Genomic DNA, 19627 nt, shown 5'->3' on the forward strand with positions numbered 1-19627 from the left:
TTTCCAAACGATAGAAAAGGTGAATCATGTTAAAGAAGATCCGCACCGCATTGGCCGTGGCATTCGCTTTGACCGCCTGCGCCACCAGTCCGACAGGACGTTCACAGCTCATGCTGTTGCCCGACTCGCAGGTCGACCAGATGGGCCTGCAAGCCTTCGAAACGCTCAAACGCGACAAACCGATCAGCAACGATGCGCGTTTGAATCAAATTGCCAACTGCATCGCCGGCAATATTACCCAAAGCACCACCGGCGGCCGCTGGGAAGTCGTGGTGTTCGTGGATGATTCGTTCAACGCCTTCGCGTTGCCGGGCAACAAGATCGGCGTTTACACCGGCCTGTTCAATCTGATCGCCAATCAGGACCAGTTGGCCGCGGTCATCGGCCACGAGATCGGCCACGTACTGGCCAAGCACAGCGCGGAACGGGCCTCGCAGGAACTGGCCGTCAACTCGGGCATGTCGATGATTCAGGCGATGGGCAATCCCCAGTCGACGCTCGGCCAGGCCGCGTTCGGCATGCTCGGGCTCGGCGCCGAATACGGCGTGCTGATGCCTTACGGCCGGACCCAGGAAAGCGAAGCGGACATCATCGGCGTCGACCTGATGGCCAAAGCCGGCTTCGACCCGCGCCAAAGCATCAACCTGTGGCAACGGATGAGCCAGGCGACACAAGGGCAACAGACCGCCGAATTCCTGTCCACCCACCCGTCCAATGAAACCCGGATCCACGACCTCGAACAGCACATGCCCCAGGCAATGGGCTTTTATCAACAAGCGCAGGCGATGGGCCGACGCCCCCAATGCCAGTAAACGATGACGCCGTATCTGCACAAGCTCCAATCGTATCCGTTCGAAAAGCTGGCCGCGCTGAAGCAGGGCATAACACCGCCGGCCGGTAAGCGGCACATCGCCCTGTCGATCGGCGAACCGGCACATGCGACCCCGCACCTGATCCAGGAAGCCCTGCTGACGCACCTGAACGGCCTGTCGAATTATCCGACCACGAAAGGCCTGCCGGAACTTCGGCAGGCGATCGCCGTCTGGCTGGCCCGACGTTTCGGGCTCGCGGAAGGCCTGTTGAATCCCGAAGCGCAGATCCTGCCGGTCAGCGGCACCCGCGAAGCGTTGTTCTCGTTCGCCCAGTGCCTGATCGACCGCACCGCCGATCCGCTCGTGGTGATGCCGAATCCGTTCTATCAGATCTACGAAGGCGCGGCCCTGCTGGCGGGCGCGGAGCCTTATTTTCTGAACACGATCGCCGACAACGCTTATCTTCCCGATTTCGACGCCGTGCCCGAACACGTCTGGCGGCGCTGCCAGCTGCTGTACCTCTGCACGCCGGGCAATCCGAGCGGCGCGGTGATGCCGCGCGAAACACTGATCCGGTCGCTTGAACTCGCCGAAAAATACGACTTCGTGATCGCGTCGGACGAATGCTACAGCGAACTGTACGACGACGAAAACAGCCCGCCGCCGGGCCTGCTCGAAGCGGCGTTCGCGATCGGCAATACCGCCTTCAAACGCTGCGTGGCGTTCCACAGCCTGTCGAAGCGTTCGAACGCGCCCGGCCTGCGTTCCGGCTTCGTCGCGGGCGATGCGGCGATCCTGCGGGACTATTTCAAATACCGGACCTATCACGGCGCGGCAATGCCGCTGCCGACCCAGCATGCGAGCATCGCGGCGTGGGGCGACGAGAAACATGTGGCCGAGAACCGCCGCCTGTACCGCGAAAAGTTCGCCGCCGTAATCGGCATGCTGGGCGATGCGGTGCAACTGTCGAAGCCCCCCGCCGGCTTCTATCTCTGGATCGAAACGCCGATCGACGACACCGAATTTACGCGGCAATTGTTCGCTCGGGAAAACGTGACCGTGCTGCCCGGCAGCTATTTGTCCCGCGAGTTCGGCGGCCTCAATCCGGGCCGGAACCATGTCCGGATCGCGCTGGTCGCGCCGCTCGAAGAATGCGTCGAAGCGGCCTTCAGAATCAAAGATTTTCTTCACACACGATAAAAACCAACCATGTCCGATTTAGAAAACCTCATCAACGCCGCGTTCGAACAGCGCGCGGAGATCACGCCCGCTACCGTTTCGCCGGAAGTGCGCAATGCAGTGCAGGAGTGCCTGAACCTGCTCGACACCGGCAAGGCGCGCGTCGCCGAAAAAGTGAACGGCGACTGGGTTACCCACCAATGGCTGAAAAAAGCGGTGCTGCTGTCGTTCCGGATCAACGAAAACCGGCTGATGGACGGCGGCAACACCCGTTACTACGACAAGGTCGAATGCAAGTTCGCGAACTACAGCGAAGAAGACTTCGCGAAAGCCGGCGTCCGGGTGGTGCCGAACGCGGTCGCCCGCCGTGGTTCCTACATCGCGCCGGGCGCGATTCTGATGCCGTCCTACGTGAACATCGGCGCTTATGTCGACAGCGGCACGATGGTCGATACCTGGGTCACGGTCGGCTCCTGCGCGCAGATCGGCAAGAACGTGCATCTGTCCGGCGGCGTCGGCATCGGCGGCGTGCTGGAGCCCTTGCAGGCCGGCCCCACCATCATCGGCGACAACTGTTTCATCGGCGCGCGCTCCGAAATCGTCGAAGGCGTGATCGTCGAAGACGGCTGCGTGATTTCGATGGGCGTCTACATCGGCCAGAGCACCAAGATCTACAACCGGCTGACCGGCGAAATCACCTACGGGCGCATTCCGGCCGGCTCGGTCGTGGTTTCGGGCAACCTGCCGTCCTCGGACGGCAAATACAGCCTGTACTGCGCGGTGATCATCAAGCAGGTCGACGAAAAGACGCGCAGCAAGACCGGCATCAACGAACTGCTCCGCGACTGATCCTCCGCAACCGGGACAACTCCGTCCCGGTTTTCTTCCATTTAGCCTACCCCATTCCCATGAGCGAAAATCAACTGACCAATAACGCAATCATCTACGCCCTGCTGTCGCTGAACAGCGAAATCATCCTGCAGAAGGAATATCTGGAGTCGGACGACGTGCCGGAAGAAGACATCGACAACGAGCAGGACATCCTGGACGATCTGGAACAGGCGTTCATGGAATTCGTCGACGTCTACAAAAGCCGCTGCAAGGCCGACAAATCGCTGCCGGATCTCGACGAACTGTTGAACAGCCAGCTGTAATGGTCACGTTGTACGGAATCAAGAACTGCGACACCTGCAAGAAGGCGCGGCAATGGTTGGAACAGAACGGGGTTGAACACCGTTTTCACGATTTTCGCGCCGACGGCCTGACGCCGGAACTCTTGCAGCATTTCATCGACGGCCTCGGCTGGGAAAAGCTTCTGAACAAGAGCAGCACCAGTTGGAGACAGCTGAGCCCCGAACAGCAGGCCGATCCGACCCGCGAGAAAGCGGCCCGGCTGATGCTCGAAATCCCAACGCTGATCAAGCGCCCGATCCTGGACACCGGCAGCGCCCTGCAGCTCGGTTTCAAGGCCGACCAGTATGATTCGTTGAATCTGGCGGAAATAAAAGGATGAGCGCGACGCTGGAGTTATTGAAAGAACTGATCGGCCGCGCCTCGGTCACGCCAAAGGACGAAGGCTGCCAGGACGTGCTGGCCGCGCGGCTCGCGCCTTTGGGCTTTCGCGACGAACGGCTGAATTTTGCCAACACGCAGAATATCTGGCTGAGAAAAGGCGATACGAAACCGCTGTTCGTCTTTTTGGGCCATACCGATGTGGTCCCGGCCGGACCGCTGGAAGCCTGGCAATCGCCGCCATTCGAGCCGACGGTCCGCGACGGCAAATTGTACGGCCGCGGCGCGGCGGACATGAAAGGCAGCATCGCCGCGTTCACGACCGCGCTCGAGCGCTTTCTCGCCGCGCATCCCGACCATCGAGGCTCGATCGCCGTCATGATGACCAGCGACGAAGAAGGGATTGCGACGCACGGCGTCGTCAAGGTCGTCGAGGTGCTCGAAGCGAGAAATGAAAAGATCGACTGGTGCCTGGTCGGCGAGCCGTCCAGCGACCAGAAGATCGGCGACGTGATCCGGGTAGGGAGGCGCGGCTCGCTGTGCGCGAAACTGACCGTCAAAGGCATCCAGGGCCATGTGGCTTATCCGGAGTTGGCCGAAAACCCGATCCATACGTTCGTGCCGGCGCTGAAAGCATTGACCGAGGAGGTCTGGGACAAAGGCAACGCGTTTTTCCCGCCCACCACGCTTCAGATTTCCAACATCCATGCGGGCACCGGCGCGGAAAACATCATTCCCGGATCGGTCGAAGTGCTGTTCAACCTGCGCTTCTCCACCGAGCTGGACGAACGGACGATCAAGCAGCGTACGCAAGCGATCTTCGATAAGCACGGCCTGAACTACGCCATTGAATGGCGGCTGTCCGGCAATCCGTTTTTGACCGCGAAAGGCCGGCTGATCGAGGCGGCGCACGCGGCGATCAAATCGGTGACCGGCGATGACACGCACGACGACACCGGCGGCGGCACTTCGGACGGCCGCTTCATCGCGCCGACCGGCGCCGAGGTGATCGAGCTCGGGCCTTTGAACGCGAGCATTCACAAGGTCAACGAGCATGTCGGGCTTGAGGATTTGGAAATTTTGTCCTCGATCTACGAACAAGTATTGGTTAACCTGCTGACCTAGCAATCCTTGCGGTCAGAGACGAAAAGCCCTCTGACCGTCGTCCCGTTCCGCCGGCGCGAATTCATTTTATCGGCTAGGCCGCCGTGTTATCATCCTGAAAAACCGTTTCAGTCGATCGGAGCCTGGCCGCCATGCCCAAAATCACCCGCCTGTCCCAATTGGACTTGAATCAGACTTACAGCTATGCCGATTATCTGACCTGGCAGCTGGACGAAACGATCGAGTTGATCAAAGGCAAGATCATGCTGATGTCTCCCGCGCCGAATGTCGGGCACCAGCGCGTCTCCATCCGTTTGGCAGCCTTGTTATACAATTTTTTCAAGGGGAAAAAATGCCAGGTCTTTGCTGCGCCTTTCGACGTGCGTTTATATGACCGCAAAAAATCCGTCTTAGCCAGTAAAGACATCCATACCGTGGTACAACCCGATTTATGCGTCATCTGCGATACCGCCAAGCTGGATGTTCAAGGCTGCAACGGCGCTCCCGAATGGATCATCGAGATTCTTTCGAAAGGCAATTCCAAAAAAGAAATGCAGATCAAATATGAACTCTATGCGGAAAGCGGCGTGGGCGAATATTGGCTGGTCTATCCTTACGAACAGGCGATCTATCAATTCGTATCGGACAATAACGGACGTTATCGATTAAACGCCATGTACCCTAACAGCGGCATGGCAAAATCGCATCTATTTCCCGATCTCTCGATCGATTTGAGCGAAGTGTTTGAAGGCTTCGATGACGAATAAATCCGGCGTTCGGGTTGAATGGGCTCAACCCGAACAGTCTAATCCGCCCTTTACGGTAACGGCACCGAGACCGCAACCGGCGCACTCACATTCTGTCTGCGTCCGGCCGCCCAGAGCGGCAGCGCCATCACGCCAAGGCTGCCCAACCACCGCAACATCTGGCAGTTGGTCACCGTATAAAGCAGCGCGGTCTGCAGGCGGTCGCCGAAATCGGGATGGGCTTCGATGAAATCGTGGCCGATCATAAAGGCATAGGTTTCGCCGACGATCAGCGCCGGCACCGCCAGAATCAATGCGCCGGCCAGAAACCTCGGCGGCAGGAGGAAAATGACTGCCGCGATCAACAGCACCCAGCCCTGCATCTGGCTGTAAGTCAGTAAAGTGATGAAAGCGGCGTAAAGCCGGTCCGCGAAAATGGGGTAAGCGGTCGGGAAATTGGTGCCGGTCATCGTCAGATGCACTTCGAAAACGAGCAGCGCCGCGCCGGCCAGCGCCGCCCAGGCGCTCAGACGGCATGCGCGGAAACGCGAATTTTCCGTACCGCCGAGCATTTCGGCCAAAACCAGCCGCCAGTTGCGCTCCCCGCCGATGGCGCCGAGCGCGAGCAGCCCCAGCACGCCGATTACTGGAATATAGGTCAAGGGATAGGGAATGTTCAAATAGCGCCCGTTCAAGCCGAGCGCCTGGGCTTTATAGAAGGCCAGCGCGACAAAGGTCAAAAACAAATACCGGCTCCACACCGGCACGCAGGCGCAACGCTCCGCGCAACGCAGAAGCTCCGCCCCCCGCTGCAGCAACAGCGCGCCGAGCGCAATGCCCAAGGCGGCAATCGACAGGGCATGAAAGCGCTCCATATTGTTATAGCTAGTGTACCAGAGGTCGGCGGTCTGATTGACCTGCAGCGCGCTGAGCAAATGCGCGAAGCCGACGAAAGCTAAAAGCGGCAACGCCGAAAGCGCCGCCAGACGCTTCGCGTAAAATCCGACCGCGATCAGGGTCAGCAAACCCGCAAACAGGACCCGCTTCGGCCACGCCGGATTTTCGACGACCTTGCCTGTCAAGGGAAACACCAGCTTGCGGTCGACCGAATACAGTCCCCAATTTGCACCGACCACGCCTTCCAGCTTGCTCTTCCAGGGCTGGTTGAAGGCTTCGACGATGTTGATGTCGAAACCGTTCTTGTTCGCGACCTGCACCAGCGAACGGATGAATTTCGCCTCGTTCACCACGCTCGGCACCGCCCAGCCCCGCTGGCGTCCCGCGCTCGGCCAGCCCGATTCGCCGATCAGAATCGGTTTGCCGGGATACGCCTCGCGGATGCGCTGGTAATTCTTCACGATATGCTCGGCGGTTTTGTCGACCGGCAGCGGCTCGTCTTCCCAATACGGCAGGATGTGCACGGTGAAGAAATCGACTTCCTTCGCAATTTCGGGATAACGCATGTAAAAAGACCAGACGTCCGCATAGGACACCGGCTGCCTGACCACCTGCTTGACCCGGCGGATGTAGCTCAACAGCTGCTCGGGCTCGAGTTCTCCGCGCAGCAGCACCTCGTTGCCGACGATCACGCGCGTGATCACGTCAGGGTAATCGTTCGCGGCCTTGATCAAAGCGGTAATCTCTTCCTCGTTTTCCTTCGCGACGGTCGGCCCGCCGATCCAGGCGCCCTGAATCATCTTCAGGCCGTATTTGCGCGCGATCGCCGGCACCCCGGTCAATCCTTTCGAACTCGCGTAGGTACGGATCGTATGGGTTTGGCCGGCCAACAACCGCAGATCCTCGTCGATTTCCTGCGAATTCGGAAAAACCAGCGTCAACGGACTATGATCCTCGCGAAACGGCGCGAACGATACGCTGTTGACCTTGCCGTCCGGTACGTCCACGCCGGCATCCTGCGGCAGATTGTTCAGCCAGGTAATCAAGACATTGACGATGACTGCCAACGCAACCAACAAAAGAGTCCGGGCAATTTTCATAGATAGTAAGTGGAGGAAAGCGCTGGTGAAAATTTGTCCGCTATCATAGCGCCCGGGGCCGGGATTGCCAATGAGGATTGTAGAAGAGGACCGACAACCGTTCCCGGCTGATCGACATTCTCTATGGCACGAACCCAAAGGCCGACGGAAAAAAGACTTTCGGTGAATAATCGTGTGGATTCAAGCGAAGTTAGTTGTGGATAAGGCTGTGTAAAAAATCGCGTATCGATTTATCCACAAGTTGTGAACAAATTGGCAGGGATTTTAACGACAGCTTACGCCATAAAACAAGTCCTTGATATTTAAATATTAACGACTCTTAAACACATAATTTTCCATAGTAGTAATAATAAATAGATTTTAGTTCCTTTCATCTTGTTATGATTAAAGCCTCGATACTCCGCCGTCACCCGACCCAGGGTTGAATACGATAGGGCTACGAGGAAGCATGGGAAAGCCAAGTCCGTTCAAAATCGTTAGCGGCAAGCGGATGCCCAAAGTGATAGCCCTGTGCAAGCATACATCCCAGCGAGAGAAGCGCGTCAACCTGCTCGGCCTGCTCGACGCCTTCGGCAAGCGTTTCCAACTCCATGCTTTTCCCCATCGCGATGATGGTGCTGACGGTTGCGTAGTCATTGCGGTCAGTCAGCATGTGGCGTATGAAGGAAATATCGATCTTCAATTTGTTTACCGGAAAACGCTGGAGATAGGAAAGTGAAGAATAGCCGGTACCGAAATCGTCGATCGAAAGTGCGAATCCGGCGGAGGCCAGCGCACGAGCGATGTCAACGGCGCGCTCAGGGTCACGCATCATGCCGTTTTCCGTGAGTTCCAGTTCGATGCGGTTGGCGGCAATGCGATGTTCGCGGGCAATGCGCAGCATCCGATCCACGAAATCGTCATCCTCGAATTGCCGAGTCGCGATATTAACGGCCACTTTGCCGGGCATTGGGTAATGCCGTTCCTGCCAAAGCCGCACTTGGTGGCATGCTTCGTGGAGCACCCATTCGCCCAAAGTGCCTATCAGACCGCGCTCTTCAGCGATAGGAATGAAATCTGTCGGAGAAATGACGCCTAACTGCGCGTCTTGCCATCTGGCCAATGCTTCGGCACCCGCAAGTCTGCCGTTCGACAAATGTATCTGGGATTGATAGAAGAGCTGTAGGCCGCCGTTCGACAGCGCCGCTTCCAGGCGTTTCGCCACGGCACGTTTCCGGACGAGGGCTTCGCCCATTTCGGCGCTGTAGAAGCAATAGCCGCCACCGCCGCCCTTGGCGCGGTACATTGCAATATCGGCATGTTTGAGCAATTCTTCGGTGGACCGTCCGTCTTCCGGAAAGATCGCAATACCAATGCTGGCGGAAATCGCGAAGCTCTGTCCATTGATCAGAAAGGGCGCGGAAAATGCGCGTCCGATGCGCTCTGCAATGTGGGAAGCGGCTTCGCTGGAATCGGATGCGATGATCACGAACTCGTCGCCGGAAAGTCTTGCCAGGGTCTCCTCCTCGCGCAACGCCAACCTCAGGCGATGGGCGACCTCCGAAAGCACGCGATCGCCCGTATCGTGTCCCAAGGTATCGTTAATTTCCTTGAAACGGTTGAGATCGAGAAACAGCAGGGAAAGCCTTTGAGCGCGACGCTCTGCCGCCGCCAGTTCATGTTTGAAGCGATCCATGAACAGGGCGCGATTGGGCAAGCCGGTCAGCATATCGTAAAAGGCCAGGTTTTCAATCCGTATCTCGGCGGCTTTGTGTTCGGTAATGTCTTGAACGGTACCCACCGCCCGAACCGGCTGGCAATCATCGTCGAACACCAGCGCAACGCGCTCTTCCATCCAGCGCGTTTCACCACGCGCCACGATGCGGTGCTGAATGCGATAGGGCACGCCCTTGATGGCTGCTTGCCAGGCAGTACGGAGCATCTCCCTGTCGTCCGGATGAACGTTGGCGAGGAAGGTGTCGTAACTGATCGGCGTATCTTGGGGAGGATCGAAGGGAAGATCGAAAAGGCGCCCAACTTCGGGCGTCCAGGTCAGCACCCCGGTCTTGAAATCCAACTTCCAGCTTCCGATATGGGTTATCTCCTGGGCGTGCAGCAAGGTGGCCTCGCTCTCTTTAAGGGCTTGTTGCAAGCGGACCTGCTCGGTGATGTCTTCCACAACGACCAATAACCGTGCTTCTTCCTCAAGGCGCATACCCGAAAGGGTAACGCGCACAGGATGGCGCGTGGACTCTCCGACCCGTCCCATTTCGAATAATAGGTCGTGCTGGGCCATGCCGGAATCGCACACTTCAGAGAGCTTGGCGCCAAGTCCATCGGCCGCGATAACGGCAAGCAGAGAGCGTCCGCGCAGATTGGCTTTGGACAAATCGAAGCGGTCGAGAAATGCGCGATTTGCGGAAAGTACGGTGAAATCGGAGGCCAAAACGCACAGTCCGTCCGGAATGGCGGAGAACACCCGTTCCGCGTACTCTTGGAGCGCCAGGATCATTCGCCTGTCGGTATGGATATAGGTATCGACGGCAAGCCCCATATCCAGCAGCACGACTTTGAGCAGCGACTGTAAGGCGGCAATGAAAGCCTCGTGATCCGCTCCCAGTTTTTGCCATATTTCAGGCATGAGATCGACGAGATATTTGGCATAGGCGCCGAGATACCATTGCGTTTCCAAACCGATGCGCTGATGGGCAATGCCGGCGCGCAAGCGGTTGCGAATATAGTCGGAGCCGTAATGTCCGGCCGTGAGAGTGCCGAAGTATTCGGCCTGAGCCTGTTGCAGTCGATCCAATATCGACGAGTCTGTAATGAAGCGGCGCGTTTCCGGGAAACTTAGCATATGCTCGCAGAAGCGCTTGGCGAATGTGGGCCCTCTATCCTCGAACGCTTCATGGAGCTTTTTTAGATGATGGACATCCGCTTCGGAGAAGCCGAGGAACGCTTTGCGTGTCGTCACCGCCGCCTCGCTCAGGCCGAGCGCGACGATCATGGATTCGACAGCCTCGCTGATTGGCTTTCTTCCTCCGGTCTTCATCGCCACCCATTCGGATGAAATAAACCTATCGCCGAGCTTGCTTGCTTGCTTGCTTGCGCAATATTTCTTCCATTTCACAATGATTGTTATTTTTCATGGACTCATCCGATTGCATGGCGGAGGTGCGCCAAACGTCTCGCAGAAAGCATGATACAACTGCCGTTCCAGAAGACGCCAGTTTGTGCTGACGGCACGATACCTTACTCTTGCACCTCCCCCCGCCAGAAGATCGGACAATAGTACATTACCGTTATTGCACCGTAAATGATCGGCCAAACGCTTGCGCAAATTTCGCGTCGAACCGATATATACGATCCGTGTCCGCTCGGCCGCAAGGGCGGCATCCTGCGGATCGGTTTCCTCGCGCAATACCGAGGAACGTATCTCATAAACGCCCGGATGCGACGGAATCGATCCGCTCACCGATTGCTGCGTCATCAGCAGCAAGGGGGAAAATCCCTCGGTTGCCGCCAGATAATCTTCCTTTCCGGCCCGACGGCGCCGGTCCGGGATAGCGAGATAATGTCGAACGGCTGTCACGGAACGTCTCGACAGGGAAACACCCCATTGTTGCGCCAGAAGAGCCGCGATAGCGGCATCCGACAAGGGATGCTCGATCCGTCCTTCCATCAGCAAGGATTTTTCCCTTTTGATCAGAACATCGACGCGATGGCAATTGAGTAATCGCTCGCTGGGAAAGAGTGTGCTCAATGGCTGCAGTTTTCCGTCCGCCATTCTGAAGGAGAGGCCGCGAACAAGGCGGGACAGACGACTGGCGTCGGCAACCTTGAGTAGATCGGCGCGCTCCAGGAGAATTCGCACCATGTGGATTTGCGGCAGAGCCGCCAATGTCATGGGATCGCCCGACATGAGGTAGTCGGCCTGAACATCGAGCAGGGTCCGGATCAGAGCATGTGTCATCCGGTTACGGTGATTGATGAGGTGAAGCCGATGAATCGTCGCAGCCAACTTCCGTGAGAGAGCGTGTGCCTGTCGTAGTTGCCCGATGGCAGACTCGTCGAGATGGTACTCGCGGACGAAACTGGGGCGGTAATAAACGAATTCCGGACGACCCGCCAGCAGGCATATTTCGCCAAGCCCGCCAGCCGACACGGACGGGTACTCGGGCGAATCTTCGTACAGAACGGCTCGGTCGAGCACCGATGCCTTCACATAGGGATGAAGTATCTGAAAGCAAGGCGAAGCTTCGGTTTTCTCTACACAGCGGTCATAAGTCTTGAGGGGTAGTGACAGGAATCTGGCGAAAACGATTTTGCCAAGGGTAGCCGCATCGAGCTTGCAGTTGGTTTTGGAGGTCAAAGTATCTCGGGTCGTCTCAGGAATATGGAAAACAAAGCGCGCGAAAGCCGGTTTTAAGGGCTTGCCAGCCCGAACTTGCCTGCGCCGGTCTTGGCGCCGCTACGCCAAAGGTAAGCGCCGGAGGTCGATGTGTTCCCAAACGCGCGGCGGCAGCAGCGCATCGTCGGCGGTACGGCCTGCTATACAGCGTATGCGTAGTCCGTTCCAAATGCAAGCATGTCTGAAACTGCTGCCGACGCTGAATTACTGGACACGTTGAACAACTTGCCCAGGATGAGGGCTGCCTGATAATTTATGGCCGCCCTTCCGCCAGCGGCCGGTTCCGGTGGCTGGAAGTGCCTGATCGCCGTGCCCGGTAAGTTGGAATCGTGCAATTCCTTGAAATTGAAAAACGTTCCTGGACAAGCCGAGCCTTTAGGGCATTGGCCGGACACGGATCAATGAAGTCGGATCGAAGTCGCCGATGGTTCAGATGTCCATGAACATCATCGGCAGCCCATAGGTCAGGACGAAATAGCTGAACGCCAGAATCAGGCTGGCGGCGCGATGGTAGGTGAAAACCCGGCGCAAGATGTAGGCGACGATCGCCAGATACCAAAGCACCAGAAAAACACCGATCAAGATCGAAATTTCTTCCGCATTTTCCCGGTGGTTCATCACCATCCAGAAATACAGCCCTTCGGTCACGGTCGCCAGCGTCATGATGAAGTTTTCGCAGACGAAAATCGCGGTGAATAGCTGGTAGAAGTATTGCCGTTTTTTGAGCAGCAGCAATAGAACGGTAATGGACGAAAACGCCATGATGGTCCTCAGCATCACCTCCAGCGAACCGTCCGCCGGATCCGCGATCAGGCCTTCGACGATCATGCCCGAGATGAGATAAAAAATCACTGTCTTCCACATGAACGACTTGGAAGGGGTCAAATCAAGCGGGTTATTGTGAAACCAGCAAAGCGCCAGATATTTGGTTAATAGACTCATGATCTAAATGCCGCACGAAAACAATGGTTATTAAGGGTCAACAAAACTATCCATTATAACGAGAGCGGAAGTTCATGGGTAGCGGTGGGCAGAAGGGCTGCCGCCTTGGGAAAAATCCGGCTAAGCGCCGAGTTCGGAGAGCAATTGCACCGTCATGCTCTCGGCCTGGCGCCGATAGCCATCGCCGAACAGATTCAGATGGTTCAGAACATGGTAGAGATTATAGAGCGTCTTGCGGACCGGATAGCCGGCATCGAGCGGCCAGCTTTCATTGTAAGCCTGATAGAAATCCTTGCCGTAGCCGCCGAACAGTTCGGTCATCGCGATATCGGCTTCGCGGTCGCCGTAATAACAGGCCGGGTCGAAAACGACCGGACGGCCCTGGCTGTCCGTTGCGCTGTTGCCGGCCCAAAGATCGCCGTGCAGCAGCGAGGGCTGCGGCCGATAGCCGTCGAAGAGCCCGGCCAAGACGCCGCACAGCCGTTTGCCCTGGGCTTGCAGACGGCCGGCGTAGCCGTTGCTGGCGGCCAGCCGCAACTGGTAACCAAGGCGCTGATCGCGCCAGAATGCAATCCAGTCGTCGCTGCGGGTATTGACTTGCGGCGTGCTGCCGATCGTGTTGTCCCGATGCCAGCCGAAATAAGGCTGCCGCGGCCGGTGCAAGTCGGCGAGCTGCTGTCCGAGAAGGCGCTGGGACTCCCGGGTCGAGGCGCCGAACTCCAGATATTCGAGCACAAGGTATGCCTGCGTCCCGGTTTCGCCATGAATGACCGGAGCCGGCGCGCGGATTGCGCCGACGGCCGCGATCTCCCGAAGGCCGGCGAATTCGGCCGCAAACATGTCCGCCAGCTCGCGCCGGTTCAGCTTGACGAAATACGACCGGTCCCGGCCTTGCAAACGGTAGGCCGAGTTGATGTCGCCGCCGCCCAGGGGCTGTGCGGCGGCAAAATGAAAGTCGCGGCCGGTTTCGAGACGGATTCGATCGGAAATCGCCTGCCAGTTCATTAGCGTTTTTACCCTGCGGAAAAGAATGAAGAGAACTCATAAAAAGAGCCGCGGCGGAAAACCTCGGAATCTCTACCGCAGCTCTCCAAGGTTTATTTCCGAGGGGTTTTGCGTGCTTTCTTTGTCTTGGCCTTGGCCTTGGCTTTGGACTGGATTCGAGGTTTAGCCTGGGTTTTCGCGGCAGCCTCGTGGTGGCCCTTCGGTTCATGCCGTTCGGTGGTTCTGCCCGCTTCCTGCGCCTCCTGATCGGTCCGCGTTTGCTTGTCGTTGTTGATTTCGCCGGATGCGGAACCCGGTTCCCGCGGCGTATCGCGAAATCCCCGCCGTTCCTCGGCCCGTGCCCTGCCGCGGACATTATCTTCGTCCCTCGACTGTCTATTGCGGGTGATTTCGCTCGATTCCCAACCTCCTCTCCTCTCCTGGCCGATATCCTTATCCTGTTGCGCATTAGCGCCGCCGGAAACGGCGAGCAACAAAACAATCCCGGACGTGGTAAAGCACCGAACAATTTTCATAAAGCCTCCAGTCTAAAATGCTGTTTCCGGAACCCGGCCGAAGCGAAGGCTTGGCAATCGAGAGCGCTATCCAATTTGAAATTCGATCTATGAAAATTCAAATCACAACGAACCGAAATAAGCCGACAGTGCCTTGATGTCGTCATCCGAAAGCCTGCTCGCCATGCCCTGCATGGGGCCGCCCTGACGGCTGCCTTCTTTGAAATGTTTCAATTGAGCTTCCAGATAGCCCGGATGCTGTCCCGCCAACCGGGGAATTTGCGCACTGCCTTGCCCTTGCGCGCCGTGGCAATGGAGGCAGATGCCGGCCTTTTCCTCGCCCGTTTTGGCCAGCGCGGTATCGCCGCCCGCTTTTGCGGCCGGTTGAGCGGCAAAATGAGCCGCCAGATTTTCGATATCCTGGTCGCTCAGATTCGCGGTCAGGCTTTGCATCATCGGATTTTTGCGGGTGCCGGATTTGAAAGCTTTCAATTGTACGGCCAGATAATCGGGTTGCTGGGCTGCCAGATTCGGCCATTGCGGATTGCTGCTTTTGCCGTTCGGGCCGTGGCAGCCGGCGCATATCGCCGCTTTTTCAGCGCCGGCCGCCGCATCGGCCGCCAGCGCCGGAACGGAATAGGAAGTAGCCAGTACCAGACACGCAGACACGGAATGCTTTAATGAAAACATACTCTACCTCTCATGACAGTTATTATTGGAATTAACTTTGATGGTAAATTTCCAAGCGGAAAGAATCTTTCAAATTCGTTCTCGCAGGTTTCTGGAACGCTGTGTATGCTTCGGCAACATACCATGTTGATCATTGGCTTACAAGCGGGTATCCGTGCCTGGCTCATCACCTATCAGTTTCAGATAAACTATCCCCCTCTGCAACTTTTGATTCAAGGTAAGCTTGGGAACTGTAAGAAAACTGGCGAATGAAGTGGAGCACGGGCTTGCGGGGGCACTTCCGAGGCTGCGCAAGACGGTGGTAGGGAAATTGGCGCTGGCCGTGGGTGCGATGATCGAAGGCCAGACGCCGAACACCGTGGAACTGGCCAATCTGCTGCCTTTGGAGACCGAGCGGCAGGACATGCGCGAACAATGGCTGAGGCGCTTGCTGAAGAATCCCTTGCTGCTCGCCCCGAGGGTGATGGAGCCGTTCACACGGGAGGCGCTGGCTAAGGCCGCGCGGAACGGCCAGACCGTGCTGCTGGCTATGGACCAGACTGACTTGGGCGACCGGATGGCGTTGCTGGTGGTGGCCCTGAGGGTCGGCGACCGGGCGCTGCCCTTAGTTTGGCGGGCGGAGGCGGGGCCGGCCAACATCGGCTTCGAGAGTCAGCAAAGGCTGCTGGAGCAGGTGCGGGCCTGGCTGCCTGCGGGGGCGCAGGTGCTGCTCTCGGCGGACCGGTTCTACCCCTCAGCCGCTCTGTTCGGCTGGGTCCAGACCCACGGTTGGGGTTACCGGCTGCGGCTGAAAGGCAACGTGCTGGCGGACACCGGACATGGCGACGAGACCATCACCGGTCAGTTGGCACAAGGCGTGGCGGAACGTTATCTGTCGGGGGTGAGGCTGTTCACACAGGGGCTCATGACGAACCTGGGCATCCTCCACGAAGCCGGGCATCCAGACCCTTGGATCATCGCGATGGACTGCCCTCCGTCGCGGGCGTCGGTGCTGGACTATGCCGCGCGCTGGGCCATCGAGCCGATGTTCTCCGACTTCAAGGGCCGGGGCTTCGACCTGGGGAGCTCACAGCTTTGGCACGCGGACCGCCTGGAGCGACTGGTCCTGATCATGGCGCTGGCGATGTACTGGTGCGTCCGCGTCGGCCAGGACGACGCCCTGGCGCGTCCGACGCCGCTCGAAAAAAAACCGGGGAACAAAGTGACCCCGACCATTGGAGCTTCAGGAAACTCCGCCGCAGCCTGGTCTCCTGGTTCATCCGCGGTCTGCGCCGACTGAAGCGCTGCCTGCAAAACGGCATCCCTTTGCCCGCCTTTTATGGAACGGGGTAAAGTGATAGGTGATGAGCCGTGCCTGGTAACACGAAAAACTCAGTGGGTGCAAAATCGTGCGTAATAAAGAAAATTCCTCCTTTCCTGAACCGATGATCGGCGTGGGTGGCCTCCTCTTTAACCGGCAGAACCAAGTGCTGCTGATCAAACGCAACAAACCGCCTTCGCAGGGATTATGGTCGGTTCCCGGCGGCAAACTCGAAGCCGGCGAGGGACTGACCGAATGCTGCCGGCGGGAAATCCGGGAAGAAACGGGACTCGACGTGAATGTACTGTCGCTGATTGCGGTGGTCGAACGGCGCGTCGAAAACTTCCATTATGTGATCGTCGATTTTCTGGTCGAACTGCGCGATGAATGCGCGAATACTCCCTGCGCCGCCAGCGATGTCACGGAAGCGCGCTGGATCAACCTCGAAAATCTCGAAAACTACCCCCTGGCCGCCGGACTATCCGAAATCATCCGGAGGACCGCAGTCCGTCGAAATGAGGGGCTGCTTGCCCCGGAAGATTCGGCCACCGATTTCATCCTGCCAATGGATCGGTAACGGCCTGAGGTTTTTTGCTGCGGCCGTTTAGCACGACATGGGCTTTGTGCTTTTTGATCTTTTCCTTGCCATGTAGATCAATCAGTTGAACTTTGATATTGTCATCCGGCGCGGTGGTCAAGAAACCCTCGATCGTTTCGACGATATCAGGATCGATGAACCCCGCCTTGCTTGCGTCGATCACGACTGTGCTGTCTGCCTCGATACGTAAAATAAATTTGCGCAGCAACGCCTTGTTCAAGAACGAAACATCCTTATTGAGAGAAAGCACATAATGCGATCCGTCTTGCGTCAGGGTGATCGCGGCATGGTAATTCGCAATGATCACGAAAATCAGCCCGACCGCCATGCCGATCGCCATGCCTTCCAACAAGTCGGTTGCCAGAATCGCGCAGACCGTAATCACGAAAGGCAGAAACTGGCCCCATCCTTTCTTGTAAAAGTGCATGAATACCTTCGGTTTTGCCAGTTTATAACCGGTTTGCAGCAAAATCGCCGCCAGACAGGCCAAAGGGATGTAATTCAAATATTGCGAAAAGAACAACAAACTGATCAATAAGCACAAACCATGCACGAAGCAGGCGATACGGGTCCTGCCGCCCGCATTGATGTTTGCGGAACTGCGCACGATCACGGCGGTGATGGGCAGGCCGCCGATAAAGCCGCTGATCATGTTGCCGATGCCCTGCGCCCTCAGTTCGCGATTGGTCGGCGCGATGCGTTTTAACGGATCGAGTTTATCGACCGCCTCGAGGCTCAACAGGGTTTCCAGACTTGCAATAATGGTCATTGTCACCGCGACGGTATAAATCTGGGAATTGGCGAGAAAACTCCAATCGGGAAATACAAACTGATCGAAAAACGCGGTCGGATGATCCAAAACGGGCAAAGTCACCATGTGTTTGAGGTTGTTGACCGCCCACTCCGGAGCGAATTTCATCGCCGCCAGGTTATATCCCACGCCCCAGACCACCGCCACCAACGGCCCGGGGATCAAATTGAAAAGCTTGCGCTTCCTGAACCAGGATAATTCCCAAATGATCATGATCAGCAGGGCGACCGAACTGATTACGAGCGCGCCGGGCGAGATCGCTCTCAATGAATCGACCATCGCATGCAGGCTGGACAAGGCTGTATCGGCCATATAGCTTTCATCGCCCTCGAAACTCGAGTCGTAACCTGCCGCATGCGGCAACTGCTTCATGATCAGGATCAGACCGATTGCCGCCAGCATTCCTTCTATCACTGAGGCAGGAAAGAAGGAGGCAATGATGCCCGCCCGCAAAAAACCCAGGACCATCTGGAGAAAACCTGCTATGACAAGCGCCGTCAGAAAGCCTTGAAAGCTGCCGAGTTGCTCGATCGCATTCAGGACGATCACGGTCAAACCGGCGGCAGGCCCCGAAACGCTGAGCTGCGAACCGCTGAGCCAGGCGATCACGAGACCGCCGACCAGGCCCGCCAGCAAGCCTGAAAACAGCGGCGCGCCCGAAGCGAGCGCTATACCCAGACAGAGCGGCAACGCCACCAGGAAGACAACGATACCGGAAGGTATGTCCCCCTTCAAATGGCTCGTATAGTATTGAAGGTGTTTGTGTATCATGGATTGACTCCTTATCAAAGACGAGGCAGTAAGACCTTGACGTTTAGTATACTAGTTTCGAATCGATACTATAAAGAAAAATTTATATACCTTGTTAATTATATTCTTCTTTAGAACAACCAAGCCTTTGCCTTTTCCTTGATTGCCGTAACACCCGGATGCGAAATTTTACGCTGTAACGAAATTCCATAATACCGAACGATTGCTTCTTCGACCTCGCCGATTGCCATCAATTCATGTTTTCTTTCGACCTCGGCCCTGATTGAGGTCGGCGCGGCAATCATGCCCACCCCCGCCTGGGCGAACTCCTTCATCAATGCGCTATCTTCGAATTCGCCGACAATGGCCGGATGGATGCGCCATTTGTCGAACCAGCGCTGCAAATGCGTCCGGATGCCCGTGTTCGAAGCCGGCAATAACAGCGGCATATTGTCCAGGCAATAAGGAAATTCGCCCCGCAAGCGCTCCCTCAAAGCCCTTGAGGCGAAAATGCTCAGGCCGGATTCGCCCAAAGGATCGCAATAGCCGCGAAAATCCAGATCCGATGAAATCGGGCTGTCCGAAATGACCAGATCGAGTTTATGCAGCAGCAAATCGCTCAGCAAGGCGTCCAGATCGTTTTCGCGGCAATTGAAATGAATTGCATCCGGAATATGCAGCGCCGGCTCCAATAAACGGTATGCAATCGATTTGGGCACCACGTTGTCGATGCCGATCTTGAATGCCAGGGAGGATTTCTTAGGCCGGTGGCGGACCGCGTTTTGCAGTTCGCTGCCCAGCGAAAATATTTCATCCGCGTAGGAAAAGGCCAGCCGTCCGGCATCGGTCAGTTCCAGATGGCGGCCGATCCGGTCGAACAATGTCACGCCCATCGCTTCCTCCAGGCAACTTAGCTGGCCGCTGATCGTTTGCGGGGTCAAATGCAATTGCGCGCTGGCCTTGACGATGCTTTTTTCCTTCGCGACCATCCAGAAATAATGCAAATGTTTGTAATTGATCATGACTTAGCCTTTACTTTCCAGAAAATAAAAACTCCAGGCAGAGACTTTTTATCTTTTTCCCAACAAAAGCAGACTTATCGGACACAGTGCCGACCCCTGGCGAGACTGCCGTCCCATTTTATGGCAATGCCGCAGCGCAAACGAATACAAATACAAAATGACCAGACGCTTGAAAAGCAATAATTATATCGGTTCGAAACTATTCGGTTTTGTCGATTATTATGCAGTATACACTGACTTGATAAGAGCGCAATTTTGATAATGCATCGAATTTT

19 protein-coding genes are annotated in these 19627 nt (G+C 56.8%); 10 read left to right on the top strand and 9 right to left on the bottom strand.

Annotated elements, in window-relative coordinates:
- Positions 1-26: 26 nt before the first annotated feature.
- From CC94_RS0107355 to CC94_RS0107385, 7 genes are all read left to right on the top strand, one after another.
- Complete coding sequence (locus CC94_RS0107355; protein ID WP_005368481.1) at positions 27-812, top strand: M48 family metallopeptidase; 786 nt, start codon at positions 27-29, stop codon at positions 810-812.
- 3 nt (positions 813-815) lie between these two features.
- Positions 816-2012, top strand: a complete 1197-nt coding sequence (gene dapC, locus CC94_RS0107360) for a succinyldiaminopimelate transaminase (protein WP_005368483.1) — start codon at positions 816-818, stop codon at positions 2010-2012.
- Between the two features lie 9 nt (positions 2013-2021).
- Positions 2022-2840, top strand: a complete 819-nt coding sequence (gene dapD, locus CC94_RS0107365) for a 2,3,4,5-tetrahydropyridine-2,6-dicarboxylate N-succinyltransferase (protein ID WP_005368485.1) — start codon at positions 2022-2024, stop codon at positions 2838-2840.
- 59 nt (positions 2841-2899) lie between these two features.
- Positions 2900-3145 carry a hypothetical protein gene (locus CC94_RS0107370; protein ID WP_005368487.1) on the top strand — a complete coding sequence of 82 codons (246 nt, stop codon included), beginning with the start codon at positions 2900-2902 and terminating at the stop codon, positions 3143-3145.
- Entirely contained in the window at positions 3145-3504 is a 360-nt protein-coding gene (locus CC94_RS0107375; protein WP_005368488.1) for an ArsC family reductase, read from the top strand. Before CC94_RS0107370 ends, CC94_RS0107375 begins: the two co-directional genes overlap by 1 nt.
- Positions 3501-4628 carry a succinyl-diaminopimelate desuccinylase gene (gene dapE / locus CC94_RS0107380; protein WP_005368489.1) on the top strand — a complete coding sequence of 376 codons (1128 nt, stop codon included), beginning with the start codon at positions 3501-3503 and terminating at the stop codon, positions 4626-4628. The genes CC94_RS0107375 and dapE overlap by 4 nt, the downstream gene beginning before the upstream one ends.
- A 131-nt stretch (positions 4629-4759) precedes the next feature.
- Complete coding sequence (locus tag CC94_RS0107385) at positions 4760-5374, top strand: Uma2 family endonuclease (RefSeq protein ID WP_005368491.1); 615 nt, start codon at positions 4760-4762, stop codon at positions 5372-5374.
- 50 nt (positions 5375-5424) lie between these two features.
- On the opposite strand, the gene CC94_RS0107390 is transcribed toward CC94_RS0107385, so the two are convergent.
- From CC94_RS0107390 to CC94_RS0107420, 7 genes are all read right to left on the bottom strand, one after another.
- Positions 5425-7350, bottom strand: a complete 1926-nt coding sequence (locus CC94_RS0107390) for a glycoside hydrolase family 17 protein (protein WP_036303813.1) — start codon at positions 7348-7350, stop codon at positions 5425-5427.
- 436 nt (positions 7351-7786) lie between these two features.
- Positions 7787-10459 (bottom strand): EAL domain-containing protein, encoded by a 2673-nt coding sequence (locus CC94_RS21310; RefSeq protein ID WP_051911397.1) that lies wholly within the window; start codon positions 10457-10459, stop codon positions 7787-7789.
- 15 nt (positions 10460-10474) lie between these two features.
- Positions 10475-11701, bottom strand: coding sequence for a GIY-YIG nuclease family protein (locus CC94_RS0107400; protein ID WP_031430365.1), 1227 nt, complete (start codon positions 11699-11701; stop codon positions 10475-10477).
- A 468-nt stretch (positions 11702-12169) separates the two neighbouring features.
- The gene (locus tag CC94_RS0107405) at positions 12170-12682 is read right to left on the bottom strand and encodes a hypothetical protein (RefSeq protein ID WP_005368503.1); all 513 of its coding nucleotides are present in this window, start codon (positions 12680-12682) and stop codon (positions 12170-12172) included.
- A 120-nt stretch (positions 12683-12802) separates the two neighbouring features.
- A complete protein-coding gene (locus CC94_RS0107410) occupies positions 12803-13687 on the bottom strand; it encodes a fructosamine kinase family protein (protein ID WP_005368504.1) in 885 nt (294 codons plus the stop codon).
- A 92-nt stretch (positions 13688-13779) separates the two neighbouring features.
- The gene (locus tag CC94_RS0107415) at positions 13780-14202 is read right to left on the bottom strand and encodes a hypothetical protein (protein WP_005368506.1); all 423 of its coding nucleotides are present in this window, start codon (positions 14200-14202) and stop codon (positions 13780-13782) included.
- Positions 14203-14304: 102 nt separating this feature from the next.
- Positions 14305-14871, bottom strand: coding sequence for a c-type cytochrome (locus tag CC94_RS0107420; RefSeq protein ID WP_005368508.1), 567 nt, complete (start codon positions 14869-14871; stop codon positions 14305-14307).
- A gap of 12 nt (positions 14872-14883) precedes the next feature.
- Here CC94_RS0107420 and CC94_RS23665 point away from each other — a divergent pair, with 12 nt between their 5' ends.
- The 3 genes from CC94_RS23665 to CC94_RS0107430 all read left to right on the top strand — a co-directional run bounded on the left by CC94_RS23665 (position 14884) and on the right by CC94_RS0107430 (position 16748).
- Positions 14884-15123, top strand: a complete 240-nt coding sequence (locus CC94_RS23665; RefSeq protein WP_157203401.1) for a hypothetical protein — start codon at positions 14884-14886, stop codon at positions 15121-15123.
- Positions 15095-16150, top strand: a complete 1056-nt coding sequence (locus CC94_RS0107425; protein WP_005368514.1) for a transposase — start codon at positions 15095-15097, stop codon at positions 16148-16150. Before CC94_RS23665 ends, CC94_RS0107425 begins: the two co-directional genes overlap by 29 nt.
- Before the next feature lie 109 nt (positions 16151-16259).
- Positions 16260-16748 (top strand): NUDIX hydrolase, encoded by a 489-nt coding sequence (locus CC94_RS0107430; protein ID WP_245549433.1) that lies wholly within the window; start codon positions 16260-16262, stop codon positions 16746-16748.
- On the opposite strand, the gene CC94_RS0107435 is transcribed toward CC94_RS0107430, so the two are convergent.
- Together CC94_RS0107435 and nhaR are read right to left on the bottom strand one after the other, a co-directional pair.
- Positions 16726-18351 (bottom strand): SulP family inorganic anion transporter, encoded by a 1626-nt coding sequence (locus CC94_RS0107435; RefSeq protein WP_031430366.1) that lies wholly within the window; start codon positions 18349-18351, stop codon positions 16726-16728. The genes CC94_RS0107430 and CC94_RS0107435 overlap by 23 nt on opposite strands.
- Before the next feature lie 110 nt (positions 18352-18461).
- Positions 18462-19352 carry a transcriptional activator NhaR gene (gene nhaR / locus CC94_RS0107440; RefSeq protein ID WP_005368520.1) on the bottom strand — a complete coding sequence of 297 codons (891 nt, stop codon included), beginning with the start codon at positions 19350-19352 and terminating at the stop codon, positions 18462-18464.
- Between the last annotated feature and the right edge of the window lie 275 nt (positions 19353-19627).

It is taken from the genome of Methylomicrobium agile, from assembly GCF_000733855.1.
GTDB lineage: Bacteria > Pseudomonadota > Gammaproteobacteria > Methylococcales > Methylomonadaceae > Methylomicrobium > Methylomicrobium agile.